Annotated in this window: 18 protein-coding genes; 10 read left to right on the top strand and 8 right to left on the bottom strand. The window is 36.9% G+C overall.

The features are described 5' to 3' along the window. Positions 1 to 63: 63 nt before the first annotated feature. Positions 64 to 711 carry a gluconate 2-dehydrogenase subunit 3 family protein gene (locus tag VBZ51_RS04835; RefSeq protein WP_071340965.1) on the bottom strand — a complete coding sequence of 216 codons (648 nt, stop codon included), beginning with the start codon at positions 709 to 711 and terminating at the stop codon, positions 64 to 66. Further along, positions 711 to 2,423 carry a GMC oxidoreductase gene (locus VBZ51_RS04830; RefSeq protein WP_074671152.1) on the bottom strand — a complete coding sequence of 571 codons (1,713 nt, stop codon included), beginning with the start codon at positions 2,421 to 2,423 and terminating at the stop codon, positions 711 to 713. Before VBZ51_RS04830 ends, VBZ51_RS04835 begins: the two co-directional genes overlap by 1 nt. A gap of 171 nt (positions 2,424 to 2,594) precedes the next feature. Here VBZ51_RS04830 and VBZ51_RS04825 point away from each other — a divergent pair, with 171 nt between their 5' ends. From VBZ51_RS04825 to VBZ51_RS04810, 4 genes are all read left to right on the top strand, one after another. After that, positions 2,595 to 3,587, top strand: a complete 993-nt coding sequence (locus VBZ51_RS04825; protein ID WP_416576229.1) for a sugar phosphate isomerase/epimerase family protein — start codon at positions 2,595 to 2,597, stop codon at positions 3,585 to 3,587. 17 nt (positions 3,588 to 3,604) lie between these two features. Continuing rightward, positions 3,605 to 4,048 (top strand): DinB family protein, encoded by a 444-nt coding sequence (locus VBZ51_RS04820; RefSeq protein WP_305522277.1) that lies wholly within the window; start codon positions 3,605 to 3,607, stop codon positions 4,046 to 4,048. Then, positions 4,049 to 5,278 (top strand): nucleoside permease, encoded by a 1,230-nt coding sequence (locus VBZ51_RS04815; protein WP_416576228.1) that lies wholly within the window; start codon positions 4,049 to 4,051, stop codon positions 5,276 to 5,278. It abuts the gene before it with no gap. 151 nt (positions 5,279 to 5,429) lie between these two features. Further along, on the top strand, positions 5,430 to 6,569 hold the full coding sequence (locus tag VBZ51_RS04810) for a Gfo/Idh/MocA family protein (RefSeq protein ID WP_071340970.1): 1,140 nt from the start codon (positions 5,430 to 5,432) through the stop codon (positions 6,567 to 6,569). A gap of 67 nt (positions 6,570 to 6,636) precedes the next feature. Here the strand turns inward: VBZ51_RS04810 and VBZ51_RS04805 are convergent, their stop codons facing one another. Further along, a complete protein-coding gene (locus VBZ51_RS04805; RefSeq protein WP_416576227.1) occupies positions 6,637 to 7,098 on the bottom strand; it encodes an ASCH domain-containing protein in 462 nt (153 codons plus the stop codon). Positions 7,099 to 7,162: 64 nt separating this feature from the next. Continuing rightward, positions 7,163 to 8,866 carry a GMC oxidoreductase gene (locus VBZ51_RS04800; protein WP_416576226.1) on the bottom strand — a complete coding sequence of 568 codons (1,704 nt, stop codon included), beginning with the start codon at positions 8,864 to 8,866 and terminating at the stop codon, positions 7,163 to 7,165. Between the two features lie 158 nt (positions 8,867 to 9,024). On the opposite strand from VBZ51_RS04800, the gene VBZ51_RS04795 reads away from it, so the two are divergent. The 6 genes from VBZ51_RS04795 (at position 9,025) to nadD (ending at position 13,827) form a co-directional block, all read left to right on the top strand. Further along, positions 9,025 to 10,077, top strand: coding sequence for a sugar phosphate isomerase/epimerase family protein (locus VBZ51_RS04795; RefSeq protein ID WP_058104395.1), 1,053 nt, complete (start codon positions 9,025 to 9,027; stop codon positions 10,075 to 10,077). Between the two features lie 11 nt (positions 10,078 to 10,088). After that, positions 10,089 to 10,829, top strand: a complete 741-nt coding sequence (locus VBZ51_RS04790; RefSeq protein WP_210706439.1) for a 3-keto-disaccharide hydrolase — start codon at positions 10,089 to 10,091, stop codon at positions 10,827 to 10,829. A gap of 12 nt (positions 10,830 to 10,841) precedes the next feature. Next, positions 10,842 to 11,663, top strand: coding sequence for a 3-keto-disaccharide hydrolase (locus tag VBZ51_RS04785; RefSeq protein ID WP_416576225.1), 822 nt, complete (start codon positions 10,842 to 10,844; stop codon positions 11,661 to 11,663). A gap of 133 nt (positions 11,664 to 11,796) precedes the next feature. Beyond that, complete coding sequence (locus VBZ51_RS04780) at positions 11,797 to 12,654, top strand: YicC/YloC family endoribonuclease (protein WP_091607635.1); 858 nt, start codon at positions 11,797 to 11,799, stop codon at positions 12,652 to 12,654. Then, on the top strand, positions 12,655 to 13,236 hold the full coding sequence (gene gmk / locus VBZ51_RS04775; RefSeq protein ID WP_071340976.1) for a guanylate kinase: 582 nt from the start codon (positions 12,655 to 12,657) through the stop codon (positions 13,234 to 13,236). 6 nt (positions 13,237 to 13,242) lie between these two features. Next, positions 13,243 to 13,827 (top strand): nicotinate (nicotinamide) nucleotide adenylyltransferase, encoded by a 585-nt coding sequence (gene nadD, locus VBZ51_RS04770; RefSeq protein ID WP_058104390.1) that lies wholly within the window; start codon positions 13,243 to 13,245, stop codon positions 13,825 to 13,827. A gap of 20 nt (positions 13,828 to 13,847) precedes the next feature. On the opposite strand, the gene VBZ51_RS04765 is transcribed toward nadD, so the two are convergent. From VBZ51_RS04765 to VBZ51_RS04750, 4 genes are all read right to left on the bottom strand, one after another. Beyond that, entirely contained in the window at positions 13,848 to 14,567 is a 720-nt protein-coding gene (locus tag VBZ51_RS04765) for a hypothetical protein (protein ID WP_416576224.1), read from the bottom strand. A gap of 66 nt (positions 14,568 to 14,633) precedes the next feature. Then, positions 14,634 to 15,350 (bottom strand): DUF6503 family protein, encoded by a 717-nt coding sequence (locus tag VBZ51_RS04760; protein WP_416576223.1) that lies wholly within the window; start codon positions 15,348 to 15,350, stop codon positions 14,634 to 14,636. A 28-nt stretch (positions 15,351 to 15,378) separates the two neighbouring features. Then, entirely contained in the window at positions 15,379 to 17,646 is a 2,268-nt protein-coding gene (locus tag VBZ51_RS04755; RefSeq protein WP_416576222.1) for an anion permease, read from the bottom strand. A gap of 220 nt (positions 17,647 to 17,866) precedes the next feature. Further along, positions 17,867 to 18,265, bottom strand: a complete 399-nt coding sequence (locus tag VBZ51_RS04750) for a carboxypeptidase-like regulatory domain-containing protein (protein WP_416576221.1) — start codon at positions 18,263 to 18,265, stop codon at positions 17,867 to 17,869. Positions 18,266 to 18,357: the final 92 nt, after the last annotated feature.

Below are 18,357 nucleotides of genomic sequence, written 5' to 3'. Positions count from 1 at the left end.
GTAAAAAGCCAAGAACTATGTAAGATCAAGTTCTTGGCTTTTAATAATTAGAAAGTTATTTGGTTATAAGGACCATGCCTTACCACCTGTAAGCTCTTGCATATCTCCACATGCTACGTATTCACCCGGTACAGGTAAATATGCCAATACTTCTTCGCCTACATATTCAGAAGCTTTATAGCCCCAAATGGTCATTCCTCTCAAGTTGTTGGCAAATGCAAATCTTGATATTTCATCGTCTATTTCCGCGGTTGTACCTTCAGATATAGCTTTTGTGTAACTATTGATAGTTTCGAACATTTCTGCTTGCTGATCTTTTGTGTATTTCAAAGAACTTGCCAATACTGGCTCTAAGTCTTCGGTGGTAAGATCTTCGGCATTTTCCTTGCCAGAATCTGCTAACGCTTTATCAATAAATTTGGTCATTGACATTTTAAGGAAATCCTGTTGTTCCTTTTCCATTACATCTTGCGCAAATTTGTCGATAAAAATATCTACTTGTACTTCAGAAGCAGAGGGAGTATCTGTTTTAGGTAAAATGATGTCTACCAATTTTGTTAAAACGTTACCTTGGGATTGAGCTAGAAATTCGGGAGTCCAGGTAATTGCCGGTTCACTTTTACAGCTTTGAACGATCGATAATAAAGTTGGGGTAGCCACCATATATCCAAGTGACATTCCCATATTTTTTAATACGCGTCTTCTATCCATTATATATTTCCTTTTTTAAGTTCTTGAACCGCATGGTTTGCAGCTCTGGCCGTAAAGGCCATATAGGTTAATGATGGGTTTACACAACTTGCAGAGGTCATAAATGAACCATCGGTTACGTAAACATTTGGTACATCATGTAGTTGATTGTTGCCATTCAATACCGATGTTTTTCTGTCTCTTCCCATACGGGCAGTTCCCATCTCATGAATACCTAAACCTAATGCACTTTCGTTATCATATCCTTTTACATCTCTTAAACCTGCTTTTTCTAACATATCTACAGCAGATTCAAGCATGTCTTTTCGCATTTTAAGCTCGTTTTCTTGTAATTCGGCATCAAATGTCACGGTAGGCAGTCCCCAGTCATCTAATTTGTCATAGTCTAGGGTAAATCTATTGTTCTCATATGGCAATACTTCACCAAAGCCCATCATACCGAACGTCCATCCACCTGGCTTTAATACGGCATCTTTTAAATCTTTACCATAAGATAGCTCGGCAATGGTTTCTTCCCAATTACCTCTAGAGGCACCACCTTGGTATCCAAATCCTCTTTTGTAGTCTTTTCTGTCAGAATCACCACCTAAATTTCTAAATCTTGGAATATAGATACCGCTTGGCTTTCTTCCTTTGTAATATTTATCATCAAAACCATCAAACTTACCAGACGCACCCACTTGTAATTGGTGGTCCATAATATTACGTCCTAATTGATCAGATGCGTTACCCATACCATTAGGGAACGTTTCAGATTTAGATTGCATTAAGATAGATGTAGAGGCAATGGCCGATGCACATAAGAAAATCACCTTTGCTTTGAACTCAAAAGTTTCTTTAGTGTTTGCGTCAATTACTTTTACACCTGTTGCTTTCTTGGTATTTGGATCATACATTACTTCATGTACAATAGAGTCTGGTCTCAAGGTCATGTTTCCTGTAGCTTCCGCTGCCGGTAATGTTGATGATAAACTACTAAAGTAAGCTCCAAAAGGACAACCTCTAATACATCTATTTCTAAATTGACATTTACTTCTTCCGTCAAATTGTTTTGTTCCTGTAATATGGGCCGTTCTACCAGCTGTTACCACACGGCCATCAAAATTCTCCGCCACCTTTTCCCTGAATTCCTGCTCAACACAGTTAAGCTCCATCATGGGTAGAAATTTACCATCAGGTAATTGTTCCAAACCTAAGTTCTCTCCACTTACCCCTATATATTCTTCTACCTTGTCATACCAAGGTGCTATATCTTTATAACGTACAGGCCAATCTACGGCAATACCCTCTTTTTTATTTGCTTCAAAATCAATATCGCTCAAACGGTAACTTTGACGGCCCCATTGTAAAGAACGTCCACCTAAATGGTAACCTCTCATCCAATCAAATCGTTTGGTTTCGTTATACGGATGTTTAAGGTCATTAACGAACCACATGTGACTGGCTTGGTTTGTAGTGTAGCCGGTTCTGTTTTGTTTTGGTTGTTGTGCTATAATTTCCTTTGTTGGTTGCCCGGCATTCGGGAAATCCCATGGGTCCATATTGGCGGTCTCATAGTCTTCAATATGTTTTACCATTCGACCTCTTTCCAAAACTAGTGTTTTAAGGCCGGCTTCACATAATTCTTTTGCGGCCCAACCACCACTAATTCCTGTTCCTACAACTATAGCGTCATAGGACTCCTGCTCTTCATTGTAATAAAATTTGCTCATAAAAGTTGTTTAATCTCTAAATTTATTAAATATTAAATTAATTCTATACATTTATTGTCCATTCTTCTTGCGAAATTCGCTAAAATATGCATCTTGCATATGTATAAAATCTAGACATGGTTTTACGCAAACGATTGAGAATATTATTCAAACAACAACAAACAACCAAAAATGAGAACAAACAAGTTTATTAAGATTACAACAGCAGTATGTGTTGGACTATTAGTATTAGGTACTTACTCCTGTAAAGACGCCAAGAAAGAAAAAGTGGCAGAACCTGATGTAGTAGAAGAAACAAGTAATGCCGAACCATTTTTTGATTTATCACTCGCGCAGTGGTCTATGCATAAAATGATTAGGGAAGATGGCGTAGATCCGTATTCTTTTGCCGAAAAAGCTAAAAATTGGGGTTTTACCGGATTAGAGTATGTTAGCCAATTGTACAATCCGGAACTTGAAAAAGCAAATTACTCTGAAGAGGCTATGGCAAATTTTGTTGCCAAATCTAATGCCGAAGCTGAAAAGCACGGAATGAAAAATGTGTTGATCATGATCGATGGCCAAGGTAATTTGGCGGTCAATGATGAAGCAGAAAGAAATGAAACCGTAGAAAAACATAAAAAATGGGTAGATGCAGCTGCAGCAATGGGTTGCCATGCCATTAGAGTAAATCTTAATGGTAGTACCGTGCCAGAAGAATGGATAAAAAATTCGGTAGACGGATTAACAAAATTAGCTACCTATGCAAAAACCAAGAATATTAATATTTTGGTAGAAAATCATGGCGGACTCTCTTCTAACGGTGAACTTCATGCGGAGGTAATGAAAACCGTAAATATGGATAATTGTGGAAGTCTACCTGATTTTGGTAATTTCTGCATAGAACGTAAGCCAGATAGTTGGGATTGCCTTAAAGAGTATGATAAATACAAGGGGGTTAAAGAACTTATGCCTTATGCAAAGGCAGTTAGTGCCAAATCAAATAATTTTGATACCGATGGGTATGATACTGGTATAGACTATGTACAAATGTTGCAGATTGTTAAAGACGCAGGTTATACAGGTTTTATTGGTGTAGAATATGAAGGTTCTGAAATTAGCGAAGAAGCTGGTATTATTGCTACTAGAGACTTATTGATAAAAGCCTCAAATGAAATAGAATAATTTTTATGGAATGATGTATGGAAGCTTTTTTTAATGAAATTTTCGACTATAATTTTCACTGTAATAAAAAATTGATCGAGCAATGTTCAGAGCTAGACGAGGTACCGGCAAACACGGTACGTTTGTTTAGCCATATTCTGAACGCGCACCATATATGGAATGCTAGATTGGTGGATAAGCCTAGCAAATTGCAGATTTGGCAAGAGCATGAGATAAAGGACTGGTCAGATATTCATTATGATAATCAGCGTACATCTTTTGAGATTATCTCTAATGCAGATAATTTTGAAAAGCGCATAGATTATGAGAATACGGAGGGTAGACTTTTTACAAATACCGTTCAGGATATTCTATTCCATATCATAAATCATTCTACCAATCACCGCGGTCAAATTGCTGTGGATTTTAGAAATAATGAGAAGAAGCCAATAGGTTTTGATTATGTTTATTATAGAAGATAGATGAAAAGTTTAGTTAGGGCACAGCTTTGCTTCATGATGTTTTTAGAGTTTTTTATTTGGGGTGCATGGTTTGTAACATTGGGCACTTTTTTAGGGAATAACTTAAAAGCAACAGATGGGGAAATAGCATTGGCATTTTCAACACAATCTTGGGGGGCTATTATAGCTCCCTTTGTTATAGGAATTATTGCGGACAGATATTTCAATGCGGAAAGAATCTTGGGAGTTTTACATATTCTAGGCGGGGTACTTATGTATTTCATGTACGGAACAACGGAATTTGATGATTTTTATATTTTGGTTTTAGGATATATGATTTTGTACATGCCTACATTGGCATTGGTGAACTCGGTCTCTTTCAATCAAATGAAAAACCCTGCCAAGGAATTCTCTTTGGTTCGTGTGTTTGGAACATTGGGTTGGGTAATAGCCGGCCTATCGATCAGCTATGTGTTTAATTGGGACCAAGGCATGAATATTGGAGCTGGTCTGCTTAGAAATACATTTTTGATGACCGCAATTGCATCGGTCATACTAGGTGTTTTTAGTTTTACATTACCTAAAACACCACCAAGAGCGGCAACTACGGGTAAGATTAGTTTCAAAGAAATACTGGGTTTAGATTCCTTAACTCTGTTTAAGGACAAGAATTTCTTAATATTCTTTATGTCATCGGTCTTAATATGTATTCCTTTGGCATTCTACTATCAGAACGCCAATCCTTTTTTGGTAGAGATAGGAATGAACAATCCTACCGGTAAAATGACATTGGGGCAAGTTTCTGAAATTGCCTTTATGCTTTTATTACCCTATTTTTTCACCAAGTTCGGTTTCAAAAAAACTATTCTTGTTGCCATGGCCGCTTGGGTAGTACGTTATTTGCTTTTTGCTTTTGGAGATGTAAACGAGCTAGGCTTTATGCTGATAATCGGAATTGCATTACACGGAATCTGTTATGATTTTTTCTTTGTTTCAGGACAGATTTATACGGATAGCAAAGCTGGTGAAAAATTTAAAAGTTCTGCCCAAGGTCTCATTACATTGGCAACTTATGGGGTAGGTATGCTCATAGGTTTTTGGGTAGCAGGTAAAATATCTACTGCTTATGTAATAAATAATGGGGAACATATATGGCAAACCATTTGGATGTATCCTGCTGGTTTTGCATTAGTTGTTTTTATTTTGTTCGCTATTTTTTTCAAAACGGAGAAAATAGATTATCAATCTTAGATAAATTCTTTAATTTAAGCGCCAGAAATCAATAGCCAATTAGTACAAATAGCCTTTGTTTTATATATAAATGGCTTCAATATTTCAAATTAGATAATAGTAATCCAACAAATTTTAGTAAATATTATTTTCAATTTAAACAACAACAAAAATGCCAAAGAAAATACGATTAGGAATATTAGGTGGAGGAGGAGATTCACTTATAGGAGTTTTACATAGAGTAGCTTCTTTTATTAATGACAATTACCAAATTACAGGTGCTGTGTTCAATCCGGATCATGATGCCAGTATTGCATTTGCAAAGGAAATAGATGTACCCTTAAATAGAATATACAAAGATTTTGACACCCTTATAGAAGAGGAGTTGAAATTGCCTGAAGATGAGCGTATACAGGTATGCTCTGTTCTAACACCAAATTTTTTGCATTACCCAATGGCAAAGAAGTTATTGGACAATGGCTTTAGCGTTATTTGCGAAAAGCCAATGACCACAACGTTAGAGGAAGCAAAGGATTTACAAAAGGCACATGCCAAAGCAGGTACTGTTTTTGCCTTGACGCATACATATACCGGGTACCCAATGGTACGTCAAATGCGTGAAATGATCAAAGCAGGTGCTTTGGGTAAAATACATAAGGTTGATGCCGTTTATTACCAAGGGTGGATCAATACCATTATACATGATAAAGAGAAAAGATCTTCAGTTTGGAGATTGGATCCTAAAAAAGCGGGTATTAGTTCTTGTATGGGTGATATAGGTGTTCATGCTTTTAATATGGTAGAATATACTACCGGATTAAAAGTTAAAGAGCTACTTTGTGATTTCAATTACCTATACGAAGACAATCAAATGGATGTTGATGGTACCGTACTTATTCGCATGGGAGATCATGTAAAAGGTGTTATTAGAGGTAGTCAGGTGGCCACAGGTGAGGAAAATGGTTTGGCTATTGCTATTTATGGTGAAAAAGGAGCATTTAGATGGGAGCAGGAACGACCTAATTTTTTATATAAATTAAGTGATACGGAACCTACGCAAGTTTATAAACCTGGTCATGCCTATAACTCTGAATTATCATTAGACGGAACAAAATTACCAGCAGGTCATCCTGAAGGTATATTTGATTCTATGGCGAATATTTACAAAGGTGTTGCAAAGGCCATTAGAGGAGAAGATTACAATGATGGCGAGTTCCCCACCATGTCAGATGGTGTTCGCGGTATGAATTTCATAGAAGCCACTGTAGAATCGCACAAAAGCGGTAATAATTGGGTAGCTCTAGAAAACTAATCCATTATATAGTAGAAAATAAAAGAGCCGCATTTTGCGGCTCTTTTTTATGTTGTAAAATGAAAAACTAGGAATGTACCATTTTAAATTCTTGACAGACAACGATCATACTTTCCCTAGGTTCCCTATTGAATTTTTGCAACTCTCTACTGAAAAGGTCCCAATGGTATTTTTTCCAGTACTCTAACGTTTTATCCCCGTTTGCTTCAAGTTGGGCATAAGCCGAATCAATACTAAAATAAGGTTTAATTGTAACTGAGGTGGTAGCAACTATGCATTGTGCTTCACCATTATAATTGGTTACCACAATATAGTCTCCTATTTTAGGTAAGGGTTCATGACGGTTTTGTAGGCCTAACAAAGAATGTGTAATCGCTTTTTTAACACAGGTTTTAATTAAATTGGCATTCTCATTTGCGTCGGTTTCATTGTCGCCAAAATACATAGTTTTAGGCGTTTCGTGAAAAACGTCTTCCAAGTGGTTTTTTAAATAACTTCCCCACATGTTTCTTGCCGATGCATTCTCCATAGATTAATATTTTCTGTAATGTATAGTTTGTAGTAAACGCTATTCTTTGTAATAAATTTCAGTATCAAGAAAATTTACCTTCTTTTAACTGTTCGGCTGCATGGTTTGCAGCTCTGGCAGTAAATGCCATATAGGTCAAAGATGGGTTTACACAACTAGACGAAGACATAAAAGCGCCATCCGTTACATACACATTAGGTACTAAATGTACTTGGTTGTTCTTGTTGATTATTGAGGTCTTTGCGCTGTGCCCCATTCTGGCGCCTCCCATTTCGTGAATGCCCAAACCTGGTCCGCTAGACTCTTCATAAGAAGCTACATCTTTAAAGCCTGCAGCTTTGAACATGGTAACAATCTCTTTTTTGATGTCTTCACGCATATTATACTCGTTCTCTTTAAACTCTACATCAAAAGCTAGTTGAGGTAAACCCCATTTGTCCTTTTCGGTAGGGCTTAGGGTTACTCTATTATCATCATAGGGTAAAAACTCACCAAATCCCGTTACGCCAATGGTCCAGCGACCTGGTTTCAATACAGACTCCTTTAAGTCTTTACCATATGAAAGTTCTCCAATTTCTTTTGACCAATCTCCCCTGCTGGCCGTGCCTTGGTAGCCAAAACCTCGTAAATATCCATTCCGTTTTGTTTTTTCGTTCAAGTTTACAAAACGTGGTATGTAAAACCCGTTGGCTCGCCTTCCTTTATAGTATTTGTCTAGGTAGCCATCAACTTTTGCCGTAGCACCTAATTTATAATGGTGGTCCATAATTCCTCTTCCCAAAGCATCAGAATCGTTTCCTAATCCGTTCGGGAAGCGCTTGGATTTAGATTGTAATAGAATACCGACCGATGCCATTGCAGATGCGCAAAGAAAAATCACCTTTGCCTTAAATTCAATTTTCTCATTTGTTTCTGCATCTATAATTTTTACGCCTGTTGCTTTTTTGGTATTATCATCATAGATAACCTCATACACTATAGAGTTTGGTCTAAGGGTCATATTTCCGGTTCGTTCCGCTGCCGGTAATGTTGATGAGTTACTACTGAAATAACCGCCAAATGGGCAGCCGCGCCAACAACGATCTCTGTTTTGGCAAGTACCACGACCTTCAAAAGTGGCATTGGGATCGGTAATGTGTGCAGCCCTACCTATAGTAATCAATCTTCCGTCTTCGAATTTTTCTGCAACGTTGTTTTTAAAATCCTCTTCTACACAATTTAATTTCATGGCAGGTTGAAAAATTCCGTCAGGTAACACATCTAACCCTAAGGCCTCACCGCTTACACCTATATATTCTTCAACTTTATCATACCAAGGCGCAATATCCTTATATCTTACGGGCCAGTCTACGCCAATACCTTCTTTTTTGTTGGCTTCAAAATCAATATCGCTCCAACGGTAACTTTGTCGACCCCAGGTAAGTGATCTACCGCCTACTTGATATCCACGTATCCAATCAAAGCGTTTGGTCTCAACATAAGGGTGTTCCAGGTCATTGACAAAAAAATGTTTAGAATCTTCTGTAGGTGCCCAATTTACCCGTTTTTGAACATGGTATTTTTCTTTATCTTCTTTAGAAAGTTGCCCTTTTAACGGGTAATCCCAAGGGTCATCGTGCATGGTAGGATAGTCTTCAATATGCTTCACCATAGAGCCACGTTCCAAGACAAGTGTTTTTAAGCCCTTCTCTGTTAATTCCTTAGCGGCCCAGCCACCACTTATTCCTGTGCCGACCACGATTGCGTCGAATATTTCATCTTGATTCATGCTTCAATTTTTATCTTTTTCTGATGGTATTCCCTATATTTATAGCAAATCTTTAAAGTATTGAGAAGAACACTATTCAATTCTTAAATATAAGATAAATTGATGCATTTAATGTGTCTTTTTCAACAACTAAATCAAACAACAGACAGTAAATTTTTATGAAAACAATCAAAGGACCAGCCGTATTTTTGGCACAGTTTGTAGACAGTAAAGCCCCTTTTAACACCCTTGACGGAATGTGTAAATGGGCATCTGACCTTGGTTACAAAGGCATTCAGATTCCTACATGGGAAAGTTTCCTAATCGATTTGGACAAGGCGGCCGAAAGTCAGACCTATTGCGATGAGCTAAAGGGAAAAGTAAACTCATATGGCTTAGAAATCACAGAACTTTCAACACACCTTCAAGGTCAATTGGTAGCGGTACACCCTGCGTATGACCTTATGTTCGATTCTTTTGCGCCCGATAATGTACGTGGCAATGCAAAGGCAAGAACAGAGTGGGCAGTAGAAACGGTTAAAAAAGCCGCTACGGCCAGTAGAAGATTAGGGTTGAACGCACACGCAACTTTTTCTGGGTCGTTACTATGGCATACTATGCACCCATGGCCACAAAGACCAGCCGGTTTAGTGGAAATGGGCTTTGAAGAATTGGCAAATAGATGGTTGCCGATCTTAAATCATTTTGATAAAGAAGGTGTAGATGTATGTTATGAAATTCACCCGGGAGAAGATTTACATGATGGCGATACTTTTGAGCGTTTTTTAGAGGCTACGGGAAATCATAAAAGGGTTAATATTCTTTATGATCCAAGCCATTTTGTATTACAGCAGTTAGATTACATCACCTATATAGATCATTACCATGAATTTATAAAATCTTTTCATGTAAAGGATTCAGAATTTAACCCAACAGGTAAGAAAGGTGCGTTTGGTGGGTTTAATGATTGGGGAGATAGAGCTGGTAGATATCGCTCTTTGGGTGATGGACAGATAGATTTCAAGACCATCTTTTCTAAATTGACGCAATACGGATGTGATGTATGGGCAGTAATGGAATGGGAATGCTGTATTAAAAGTCCGGAGCAAGGTGCTCGTGAAGGGGCTAAATTTATTTCGGACCATATTATTGAGGCCACTGAGAAGACCTTTGATGATTTTGCTGGTGCGGAAATAGATAAGGAAATGTTGAAGAAAATGTTAGGACTTTAAAAAGAGGATAAATGAAGAAGTTATTGGTAAGTGCCACTTGTTTATTGGCAATGATGTCGTGTAAGCAAGAAAAGAAAGAAACGGTAAACGCTACAGTAGTAGAAGAAGTTGAAGTCGTTGAAAATGAATGGGAAGTACTGTTTGACGGTACTTCGTTAGATCAGTGGAAAGAGTTTAAGACTGACGGCGTAAGTGATGCATGGAAAATTGAAGGTGATGCCTTGGTATATACGCCACCAGCGGAAGGTGAAGAACAAAAAAACCATGATTTGGTTACCAGAAAAGAGTATACCGATTTTGTTTTGACACTTGATTGGAAAATATCGGAAGCAGGTAATAGTGGTGTATTTTGGGGTGTAAGCGAAGATGAGAAATTTGGTACGGGTTATCAAACCGGTCCTGAGATTCAAATTTTAGATAACGATAAGCATCCAGATGCCAAAGCGGGTACAACGCACCAAGCATCGGCTTTGTATGATATGGTAGCCCCTGCCAAAGATGCAACCAAACCAGTAGGTGAATGGAATACAATGGTCATTACGGTGAACCATAAAGAGCATAAGGGTAGTGTTACTTTGAACGGTGAAGAAATGGTAACTTTTCCGGTAGCTAACGATGAATGGGACGCTATGGTTGCAAAGTCTAAATTTGCCGGATGGGACGGATTTGGAAAGTATACCACTGGTAAAATTGGTTTGCAAGACCACCACAATGTAGTGTCTTTTAGAAATATTAAAATTAAACAACTTTAATAGCATTAGGTTATGAGAAAGAATAACACTTTAATGATGTTGGGGGCTATTTTGGTATTGGTGTCTTGCCAAGAAAAAGTATCTACCGATGTTGTGGAAACTATGCAGGCTAAAGATAGTGTGATCGTTTATAAGGAGTATATGGGCGAGGAGCCTACAAAACCGGAAGAAACTGAATTCTATGAACCCAAAGTGCCTGTTGTTAAACCTGGCGGGGTTGGGTCTGCCCCAAGTGATGCCATTGTGCTTTTTAATGGTACTGACTTAAATAATTGGATAAGTACAAATGATAGTACAGCTGCTAAATGGCACTTGAACAAAGATGGTAGTATGACGGTAAATGATAAGACCGGAAACATACAGACCAAGCAAAATTTTGGAGATGTACAATTGCATATAGAATGGAAATCTCCATTACCCGTACAGAGAGAAGGGCAAAATAGAGCCAATAGCGGTGTGTTTTTAAATGGTATTTATGAAGTACAGGTATTGGATCAAAATGATAACCCAACCTATGTAAATGGGCAAGTAGCTTCTATATACAAGCAACACGTGCCATTGGCTATGGCTTCTGTGCCAACAGGGGAATGGAATACTTATGATATTATTTATCACGCACCGGTATTCAACAAAGATGGCGGTAAAATAAAATCTGGTGATATCACCGTAATCCATAATGGCGTGTTGGTTCAAGACCATGTTGAACTAAAAGGTACTACGCCATATATTGGATGGCCAAAAAACCCACCACATGGCAAGGGACCTTTAATGTTACAAGATCATGGGGACGATAGTCGCGTAAGTTTCCGTAATATTTGGGTTAGGGAGCTTTAAAAAAAATAATTTAATAATTGAGGAGTAAACAAGAGTTCGGTTTTGTTTGCTCCTTCTTTACATATGTATGGTAATAGGTTTTACATTAGATTTTTCAATTACCTTACCTTTGTCTTAATCTTAAAATGAATTTATGATTCAATCCATGACCGGTTTCGGTAAGCATGTAGTTCAGTTACCTAATAAAAAGATTACCGTTGAAATCAAATCACTTAACAGTAAGAGTATTGATTTAAATGCGCGTATGCCCTCCAGTTATCGTGAAAAAGAGTTAGAACTTAGAAAGTTGGTAGCTAATTCTTTGTTACGTGGAAAGGTAGATTTTAACTTGTACGTGGAACTTACCGGTAATGAAACCTCTACACAGGTAAATGAAATAGCGGTTAAGCAATACATGAATCAATTAAAGAATATAGCTTCTGGTGATGATCTTAGATTATTGGAAATGGCATTGCGTTTTCCTGATGCCATGAAGACAGATAAGGAAGATATTGATGAAGAGGAGTATAAAGCCATTAAGGAAGCTTTAATAGGTGCTTTAAAAGAGATCAATGAATTTAGATCCGAAGAAGGCAGTGTTTTAGAAAAGGATTTTTTAGATAGAATAGCTTCTTTGGAAAAATTGTTGGAAGAGGTGATTGCAATTGACCCAGATAGACAGGCAACAATACGTGAGCGATTAGAAAAGGCGGTGCAAGATATAAAAGCTGATGTTGATGCAAATAGGTTTGAGCAAGAGCTTATTTATTACTTAGAAAAATACGACATCACCGAAGAAAAAGTTCGGCTGGCCAATCACTTGGATTATTTTAGTAAAACATTACGTTCAAATGATAGTAATGGTAAAAAATTAGGGTTTATTTCCCAAGAAATAGGTCGTGAGATCAATACTATAGGGTCTAAGGCCAACTTTGCCCCAATGCAACAGCTTGTGGTGCAAATGAAAGATGAGTTAGAGAAAATCAAGGAACAAATGTTAAACGTATTATAGATGAAAGGCGGTAAACTAATCATTTTTTCTGCGCCATCGGGTAGTGGCAAAACTACCATTGTTCGGCATTTATTGGCGCAACCAGAGCTGAATTTGGCTTTTTCGGTCTCTGCGACGTCACGCCCTAGAAGGGGGAAAGAAAAAAACAAGGAGCATTATTACTTTATGTCGGTTTCAGAATTTAAGAATCATATTAAAAATGATGATTTTCTGGAGTGGGAAGAAGTTTACAGGGATAATTTCTATGGTACGCTTAAAAGTGAGGTAGAACGTTTATGGGCAGAAGGCAAGAACGTTATTTTTGATATTGATGTTGTTGGCGGATTACGTATTAAAAAGAAATTTCCTGAACAGACCTTGGCGGTTTTTGTAAAACCCCCTAGTGTTGATGAGCTTAAAATAAGACTTAAGAAGCGTAGTACCGAGAGTGAAGACAAAATTAACATGCGTATTGCAAAGGCATCGGTAGAATTGGCGACGGCACCTCAATTTGACAAGATTATTAAAAATTATGATCTTGATGTGGCTTTAAAAGAAGCGGTGGATCTAGTAGCAGATTTTGTTTCTGAAGACAAAGACTAGTATGTTATGAAGAAGGTAGGATTATACTTTGGTACCTTTAACCCTATTCATATTGGTCATTTAGTCATTGCGAACCATATGGTAGAGTTTTCTGATTTGGATGAGGTTTGGTTCGTTGTAACCCCACAAAGTCCGTTTAAGACCAAGAAAACGCTTTTAGACAACCATCAAAGATTCGAGATGGTATATGAAGCCACAAAAGAGTACGATAGATTAAAACCTAGTAATATTGAATTTAACTTACCCCAACCGAATTACACGATAAATACACTTGTTCATTTGGGGGAAAAGTACCCAAATGGATATGAATTTTCGTTGATAATGGGTGAGGATAATTTAAAAGGGCTGCATAAATGGAAGAATTATGAGGCTATTTTAGATCTGCATAACATTTATGTGTACCCTAGAATTTCAGAAGGTGCTATAGAACATCAATTTCAAGACCATGAAAAGATACATCGGGTAAATGCTCCTATTATGGAAATCTCTTCCACTTTTATACGAAAGGAACATAAAAACGGTAAAAACATTAAGCCATTATTACCACCAGAGGTTTGGAAATATATGGATGAAATGAATTTTTATAGATAGTACACCAAGAATCCCAATAATTAACTCGCTGGCGCTATGTTTGCTGGAATTATATTTTTGGTCTTTGCGAACGCAAGGGAAAGCTGGCCGTCCTGAATATCGTCTAGTACCCATTGTCTATTAGTATATTCCATTACCCAAATTTTTTCTTCTTCATCAAATTTATTACTTCCCTGAACAATTTTATGGGTGTCAATATCTTTTAGATAATCCATAATGTTGGCAGTAATTAGAAAGGCAATTCTTGAACCTTCTAAACCTTCATCTTCTGAAATCTCAAGATATAATGGTTTAACTGATTTTATGCCATCTACTTTACAAACATTCCTTAGGTTCTCTTTTTTCCATTCGTCCAAATGCACCAATTGTTGATTTTGCCAGAACCAATGACTAGTGTAGCTAGAGGCTTCTTTTAAGTCTTGATTATTCCAAGCGATATAGACCCTGTTGAATATATTACGTACATTCTTATCTAAATTGAGCCAAGAGAAATCTTTATTTCTTTTGCCTAATTCCAATAATTCTTTTTTACAGTTTTTAACGGCAAAATATTCCCTGAAATAAACGTAGATAGTAAGAGGAAAAAATATAATTCCAATAATGCTTAAAAGTACTTTTCCCCACCAGGTCTTAAAAATTGCCTTCACCACAGTTCCGCCAGGTCCGGCATACATAGGATCAATATCAAAAAGAACTAGGGTAATAACCAGTATCAGTAGTATATAATGACTTTTTCTCATGCTAAAAATGAATTAGGGTTCATTTAATAACTGAGAATATACTGAATTTAGTATATCACTATATAATTATAGTGAATTCGCTTTACGTAGGTTATCGGTAGCTAGGTATACATCACCTTTATTATAATACCATGCACGTACTTTAGGAATTTTAATGCCGTTTACCGTAATCATCTCTGAAAGTAGAATGTACTCGCCATCATTTTTACTTTCATCATGAAAGAACTGATATACTTCCATGGCGTAGGTTTTAGGGTCAAAGTAAAAATACCAAGTATCATTACCTACTTCTTTTTCATACGTGGCTTTTAATACTAAATACTCCTTTCCCTTAAAAGTCTTATTAACTACGTTATCATCTATTATAGTGCCCGGATCTTTCAATTTCATAGGGAGACCATATAGATAGGTATAATAGTTTTTCATCATCTTAGCGCGATCACAGCTAATATTCAAGCTATCCTTAATCTTTGGGAAGATAGAAGTACTGCCGTTCAATTTCAATGTACATTCACCATTGTCCAATTCAGATTCAATAGTATAATTGTCTTTTTTAACTGTAGATTTAAAATAGTTGTTAGGCAGCTTCATTTCAATCACAGTGCTACGTGGACTGCTTTTAGGGTTTTCCATTTCAATGAGCATTTTACCTTTAAAACTAGACCAGTTATTTTCTGGGTCATGATAGGCAATGGCGCGTTCTAATAACTGAGTTCCTGTAATTTCTTGAGCATAATTTAATACCCCGTGTAGCAAGAAAACGGATAGCAAAACATATTTCATAAAACGTGTTGTTTAAAGTGTATCTCCTTTAGTCTAATGTTGCCGGTTTAACATCGGCATCATGTTCCTTGTAATATAGCTCTAGAAGGTTCATGGTCGCCGTCATCAAATCTTTAGTCTCTAGTAAGATAGTAAAATATAACGTAGTGTTTTTAGGACTGGATTCTTCTGACCTGGTGCGCTCAACCTGAAGGCTTATCTTTTGGGATACCAAATCATATAATTCTTGTTTGTTATTAAGAATGTTACCTATTTTCTCAAATGATCTTTCGTCAAAAGCATGATAGGTATTATCTAGAATTTCGGCAAGTTTAATATCTATTTGCTTCAGTTCCTTGATTTGGTTATACTTTAATTTTTTATGGTTATTGTTAACGTGCTTGTGACTTACCTTACCAATATATTCCAATGATTGTGAAATATCTGTCAAGTGACCCATGGCATTTATATAGAAATTACTGGCACCTATATGTGCTTCTTCCAAATTTTTAATAAAATAGAAGGTGTGGTTTCTTAGGTCTTCAATTTCGTTGGCCAATTTGGCGCCTTGCTTTTTGTTTTTATGAAGAGAGCTTAAGTCTTGTTTTGCAAGTCCGTTAATGGAGTTCGAGTATATTTTGTTGGCTCTTTTAACAACGTTTGCAATATTCTTGGCACTTTCCTCAATAACCCCTTGAATAGAACTGCTTTCAGCACGTTGTAAGATTTCCTCTTCTTTGGTTTCCTTTAATTTTTTAGTGTGTGATAAGTAGTTCTTGCCAATTAAGATAAAGGCAAAAATCAATAAGGCTCCAATTGCCCAAATACCTCCTAAATGTATAACATAAGCAATGATCGCTGCCGCAACAAAAGCTACAATGGCGGTAAAGAACCATCCGCCTATAACATTAAGCACACCCGCAACTCTATATACAGCACTTTCGGATCCCCAAGCTCTATCTGCCAAAGATGTACCCATAGCAACCATAAAGGTTACGTAGGTTGTAGATAATGGTAGTTTTAACGATGTAGCCAAAGAGATCAATACGCTGGCAACCATTAGATTTACCGAAGCTCTAATTAGATCAAAAGCAGGCTGATCTTTAGCTTTTGCTTTTTGGGCATATGATGTTGGCTTAATAAATTGTTCGTTGATTCTATTTTGAATTGCTACTGGAATTAATCCGTTTAAATTTTCTGAAGCTTTAATGGAGAATTTAACAATTTGCCTAGACAGGTAATTGGGCTCAAAACGTTCTTCTCCTTCATCTTGTCTAGAAAGATCCACGCTAGTCTTTACAACATTTTTTGCTTTAGATGAGAACCATAGCGTAACCACCATGATTATACCAGATGCCAGTAATAGATACGTTGGTGTCTGTACAGCGACCGCAAGTCCTTTCATATTGTATTCTGAAGCTAATTGACCAGATTCTGACCAACTTAAAAAAGATTCATAAGCAGCCAATGGAACCCCAATAAAGTTTACCAAATCGTTACCTGCAAACGCCATGGCCAGGGCAAAAGTTCCTAAAATGATAATTACGGTATAAATATTCCACTTCAAAAAAGTGGTTGCTGCCCAAGACAGCACAAACCATAAAGCGAAATTTCCTAAAAGAAATAATTCTGGATTTTCGGAAATGAACATAGCTGCCTCAGGACTAATGATCGAAGTGCCTTTAAGACCTTTGATCAATATGAAATATATAATCGCAGTGATGGCCATACCACCAAAGATTGCACCTACCCACTTTGGTTTTTCGTTGAATTTAAAGGATATTAAAACCCTAGTAAAAAATTGAACAATGGCTCCAATGGTAAAAGCAATGACGACCGATAATAAGATTCCAATGATAATCTCAGTGGCCTTATCTGTATTTATATAGTCGGTTAAATGTGTAATATTACCATCGCCAGAATATATTTTAACAAGCGATATTGCTACGGCCGCACCCAATAGTTCAAAAACAATGGAAACTGTTGTTGATGTGGGCATACCAAGGGTATTGAAAAAATCCAGTAATAATATATCCGTAATCATAACGGCCATAAAGACGATCATGATTTCTGCAAACACAAATTCTGACGGATTAAAGATTCCTTTTCTGGCAACTTCCATCATGCCACTAGAGGATATTGCGCCAAAGGCTATACCAACACTGGCAACGATCATTATAGTTTTAAAGGAAATTGCTTTTGAACCTATTGCTGAATTTAAAAAGTTGACGGCATCATTACTAACACCTACAATTAAATCGGTTATGGCCAGTACGGCCAATGCAATAATCATGAATAAATATATGTTCTCGCCCATCAAAAAATTAAATAAGGAACAAAAATGATACTATAAATTATCATTCAGGTTAACATAAGGTTATGAAGTTAAAATCGTATTTCATGCAATGATGATTAATACTTTCAAAGAAACCAAGTTTTGTTGATGAAAATACTACTTTTCTTTTGAAATGGATTTTTAAAAGCACGTATTGGTCAATTTTTAAAGAATAAAAATCGACTAGAAAAATGTGCTAATATTACTTGGTCTTATTTACGGCCAACTCCAATGCGGTTTCCGTCTCGGCAGATGCGAAACTTACTTTAGTAGAAGAAGGCATTGGTAAACTTTTGGCATAAAGTGTTTCTAAAATTGTAGCCTGTTCCCCTTCTTTTACCAAAACCTCTAGACGCATAGGTTCGTAACCCATGAATTGAACAAGAATATTGTGCTTGCCAGGGGCAATATCATTGAATTCAAAGTTACCTCTAAAGTTGGTTTGTGTAGAAAAAGTGGCATCGTCCAAAGAAACAGAGGCCATTAATAGAGGCTCGTTATAGAACTCACCGTCCAAAATTTTACCTTTAATAGAGCTAGTCTCTTGTGCAAAAGACAAGGAAGTTATCACTAGGGCAAATAGAACAAATACTTTTTTCATCGGTTATTTAGATTCTCGCGCAAAGAAAGGCACTCAAGGTTAAGAAAATGTTACCTAAGAATTATGAATACGTATTTTAAAGGTTAAGATTC

The sequence above is a fragment of the Maribacter sp. HS genome, from assembly GCF_048059195.1.
Taxonomy (GTDB): Bacteria; Bacteroidota; Bacteroidia; order Flavobacteriales; family Flavobacteriaceae; genus Maribacter; species Maribacter dokdonensis.
The sequence above is the reverse complement of the archived record's forward strand: the minus strand, read 5'-3'. Positions and strand labels throughout refer to the sequence as shown.

Excerpts from the sequence above, each read along its gene's own strand:
- VBZ51_RS04835 (WP_071340965.1), bottom strand. The coding sequence starts at position 711 with ATGGATAGAAGACGCGTATTAAAAAATATGGGAATGTCACTTGGATAT.
- VBZ51_RS04830 (WP_074671152.1), bottom strand. The coding sequence starts at position 2,423 with ATGAGCAAATTTTATTACAATGAAGAGCAGGAGTCCTATGACGCTATA.
- VBZ51_RS04825 (WP_416576229.1), top strand. The coding sequence starts at position 2,595 with ATGAGAACAAACAAGTTTATTAAGATTACAACAGCAGTATGTGTTGGA.
- VBZ51_RS04820 (WP_305522277.1), top strand. The coding sequence starts at position 3,605 with ATGGAAGCTTTTTTTAATGAAATTTTCGACTATAATTTTCACTGTAAT.
- VBZ51_RS04815 (WP_416576228.1), top strand. The coding sequence starts at position 4,049 with ATGAAAAGTTTAGTTAGGGCACAGCTTTGCTTCATGATGTTTTTAGAG.
- VBZ51_RS04810 (WP_071340970.1), top strand. The coding sequence starts at position 5,430 with ATGCCAAAGAAAATACGATTAGGAATATTAGGTGGAGGAGGAGATTCA.
- VBZ51_RS04805 (WP_416576227.1), bottom strand. The coding sequence starts at position 7,098 with ATGGAGAATGCATCGGCAAGAAACATGTGGGGAAGTTATTTAAAAAAC.
- VBZ51_RS04800 (WP_416576226.1), bottom strand. The coding sequence starts at position 8,866 with ATGAATCAAGATGAAATATTCGACGCAATCGTGGTCGGCACAGGAATA.
- VBZ51_RS04795 (WP_058104395.1), top strand. The coding sequence starts at position 9,025 with ATGAAAACAATCAAAGGACCAGCCGTATTTTTGGCACAGTTTGTAGAC.
- VBZ51_RS04790 (WP_210706439.1), top strand. The coding sequence starts at position 10,089 with ATGAAGAAGTTATTGGTAAGTGCCACTTGTTTATTGGCAATGATGTCG.
- VBZ51_RS04785 (WP_416576225.1), top strand. The coding sequence starts at position 10,842 with ATGAGAAAGAATAACACTTTAATGATGTTGGGGGCTATTTTGGTATTG.
- VBZ51_RS04780 (WP_091607635.1), top strand. The coding sequence starts at position 11,797 with ATGATTCAATCCATGACCGGTTTCGGTAAGCATGTAGTTCAGTTACCT.
- gmk (WP_071340976.1), top strand. The coding sequence starts at position 12,655 with ATGAAAGGCGGTAAACTAATCATTTTTTCTGCGCCATCGGGTAGTGGC.
- nadD (WP_058104390.1), top strand. The coding sequence starts at position 13,243 with ATGAAGAAGGTAGGATTATACTTTGGTACCTTTAACCCTATTCATATT.
- VBZ51_RS04765 (WP_416576224.1), bottom strand. The coding sequence starts at position 14,567 with ATGAGAAAAAGTCATTATATACTACTGATACTGGTTATTACCCTAGTT.
- VBZ51_RS04760 (WP_416576223.1), bottom strand. The coding sequence starts at position 15,350 with ATGAAATATGTTTTGCTATCCGTTTTCTTGCTACACGGGGTATTAAAT.
- VBZ51_RS04755 (WP_416576222.1), bottom strand. The coding sequence starts at position 17,646 with ATGGGCGAGAACATATATTTATTCATGATTATTGCATTGGCCGTACTG.
- VBZ51_RS04750 (WP_416576221.1), bottom strand. The coding sequence starts at position 18,265 with ATGAAAAAAGTATTTGTTCTATTTGCCCTAGTGATAACTTCCTTGTCT.